Source organism: Parasedimentitalea denitrificans (assembly GCF_011813015.1).
Classification (GTDB): Bacteria; Pseudomonadota; Alphaproteobacteria; order Rhodobacterales; family Rhodobacteraceae; genus Parasedimentitalea; species Parasedimentitalea denitrificans.
This window is the reverse complement of the sequence record NZ_QHLQ01000052.1, coordinates 446-970: the sequence shown is the minus strand read 5'-3', so window position 1 is coordinate 970 and position 525 is coordinate 446. Positions and strand designations below refer to the sequence as shown.

At 31.6% G+C, this 525-nt stretch carries 1 protein-coding gene; it reads right to left on the bottom strand.

Annotated elements, in window-relative coordinates:
* A partial coding sequence (locus DL239_RS21135; protein WP_240932106.1) for a TetR/AcrR family transcriptional regulator occupies positions 1-438 on the bottom strand: 438 nt, incomplete at its 3' end.
* Positions 439-525 lie beyond the last annotated feature (87 nt).

Genomic DNA, 525 nt, shown 5'->3' with positions numbered 1-525 from the left:
TATTAATGTAACTTTGATTGGGTCTATATTATCGCTCATTAGTTTACCAAGTAAGGTGTTATATTCTTTTTTGTATTCTTCCAGTAAGCTTGGATTAGTAAACATTGCTGCTATTAGAGCAGAAGATAGGCGTTTGTCATTGTTTAAATCGGATAATGTTGATTTGATATAAGCATTAGTCCAATTGCCAACTTTACTATTGGTATTATTCTTAACTAAAGTTTCAATACCATTAAAATAATTGTAAGTCCAGTCTTGTACCATTCCTTTAATTAATGCTTCTTTACTTGAATAGTGATAAAGCAAGCCGCCTTTGCTTAGGTCGGCTTTTTTTGCGACAGCTTCTAAAGTGAGTTTTGCAACACCTTCTTCCTTAACAATATCAGCAGCAGCGATTAGTATGCTTTTCTTTTTATCTTTAGAATTTGAAGTAGACATATAAATCCTCCATTTTTTACTTGTTACATTAACTATACCGTCTAGACGGTATAGTTGTCAATTTAGGAAATTATAAAATGCAGTGAT